Source organism: Streptomyces iranensis (assembly GCF_017874715.1).
GTDB classification, from domain to species: Bacteria; Actinomycetota; Actinomycetes; order Streptomycetales; family Streptomycetaceae; genus Streptomyces; species Streptomyces iranensis.
Genome location: NZ_JAGGLR010000076.1, coordinates 1 through 1,742, shown reverse-complemented (window position 1 = coordinate 1,742; position 1,742 = coordinate 1). Strand labels below are relative to the sequence as shown.

Annotated in this window: 1 protein-coding gene and 2 pseudogenes; 1 reads left to right on the top strand and 2 read right to left on the bottom strand. The window is 65.6% G+C overall.

Features of this window, described 5'->3' with window-relative positions; all coding sequences use genetic code 11:
- Positions 1-158 (bottom strand): annotated as a pseudogene (locus tag J2Z30_RS52240) (IS701 family transposase); the annotation flags it as partial.
- 70 nt (positions 159-228) lie between these two features.
- Between J2Z30_RS52240 and J2Z30_RS49205 the strand changes: the two are divergent.
- Positions 229-1,100 (top strand): annotated as a pseudogene (locus J2Z30_RS49205) (IS5 family transposase).
- A gap of 21 nt (positions 1,101-1,121) precedes the next feature.
- Here J2Z30_RS49205 and J2Z30_RS49200 read toward each other — a convergent pair.
- Positions 1,122-1,592, bottom strand: a complete 471-nt coding sequence (locus tag J2Z30_RS49200) for an SRPBCC domain-containing protein (RefSeq protein WP_044566421.1) — start codon at positions 1,590-1,592, stop codon at positions 1,122-1,124.
- Positions 1,593-1,742 lie beyond the last annotated feature (150 nt).

Below are 1,742 nucleotides of genomic sequence, written 5' to 3'. Positions count from 1 at the left end.
CATGTCAGCGTTTTGTTCCGTTCCCGCGGCGCCAGCAACCCCGTGAGGTACTGACGAAAACCCCGACGCTGGGCCAGGGAGTCGAACAGATCATCGAAGCCGGCGGCGTACTGCTCCAGCGGTCCCGGAGCCGGCGGACACGGACGACGAGCGGTCATCACACACCCCTGCTCGTCCTTCTACGCGACCCCGACCCGATGTCAACAAACCACCGCTAGGCAGTTTCGTTTGGATCAGCCGGTCGTTGGTCCGGGTGTGCCGTTAACAGATGCGCAGTGGGCGCGGATCGAGCCGTTGCTTCCGGACCGGACGCCGAAGCGGGGTGGACGCTGGCGTGATCACCGGGAGGTGATCGATGCGATCGCCTTCAAGTTCCAGACCGGAACGCAGTGGGTCCACCTGCCGGAGAAATACGGCAACTGGAGAGGTGTCTACAACCGGTTGCGGATGTGGGCCCTCGATGGCACCTGGGAGCGAGTGTTCACCGCGCTGATGGCCCAGGCCGACGCGGACGAGGACCTGACCTGGGCGGTGTCGGTGGACTCCACGATCGTGCGGGCTCACCAGCACGCGGCCGGGGCCCGCAAAAAGGGGCCCCGGCTGGAGAACCAGCCGATCACGCCATCGGCCGGTCCCGCGGCGGGCTGAGCACAAAGATCCACCTCGTCGCAGATAACTGCTGTCGGCCCTTGGCTTTCGTCCTCACCGCCGGACAGGCCGGTGACGCACCTGCCTTCACGGATGTCATGGCCCGCCTACGTGTTCCCCGCCGCCGCGGAAGACCGCGGACCAGGCCGGACGTGGTCCTGGCAGACAAGGCGTACTCCTTACGCGCGATCCGCGACCACCTGCGCAAGCGCGGCATCCGAGCGGTGATCCCCATCCCGGCGGATCAGCGCGGGCACCGACTGCGACGGGGCAGCCGGGGCGGCAGGCCGCCGGCCTTCGACCGCGAGACCTACAAGCAGCGCAACACCGTCGAGAGGTGCATCAACCGACTCAAGCAGTGGCGAGGCATCGCCACCCGCTACGACAAGACCGCAACCATCTACCTCGCCGGACTCCACATCGCAGGCATCTTCCTCTGGTCAGCCCGATGATCCAAACGAAACTGCCTTGGCCTATCGAGACCTCGCTACTTCTTCGAGCCGTTCGAGCAGCTGCCGTGCACCGTCGGCAGCCTGGAAATCCTCCAGATGACGGCGACGGTCCTCATCCGATGCGTAGTACGAGCGCGCCGTCACGCGAGTTCGAGGTGCGTCTTGGGCCTCCACCTCGATCAGCACGACGGAACGCGACGGGGCAAGCCCCCATTCCTCGGATCCCTGATGAACGTAGGTGATTCGCCGGGCCGGTTCGACGTCTTCGAAGATGTAGACGTTCGCGAAATCGGTGCCGTCGGGAGCATGCATGACGACATCGAATCGTCCGCCGTCTGCGACGTTGAGTTCGCGCACCGTGCTGGTGAACCCGGCCGGTCCCCACCACTGGGCGATGCTGGCCGGGTCGGTCCACGCAGCCCAGATCGCGTCCGGGGACGCCGCCATCACCCGCGTCAGTTCCAGATCAGGCACGCCACTCGCATCAGTCATGCACGCAACCCTATCGGTGGTTTGTTGACATCGGGTCGGGACCGCAGTAGAAGGACGAGCAGGGGTGTGTGATGACCGCTCGTCGTCCGTGTCCGCCGGCTCCGGGACCGCTGGAGCAGTACGCCGCCGGCTTTGATGATCTGTTCGACT

Bases quoted from the DNA above. Each gene is read 5' to 3' on its own strand.
- J2Z30_RS49200 (WP_044566421.1), bottom strand. From the start codon at position 1,592: ATGACTGATGCGAGTGGCGTGCCTGATCTGGAACTGACGCGGGTGATG.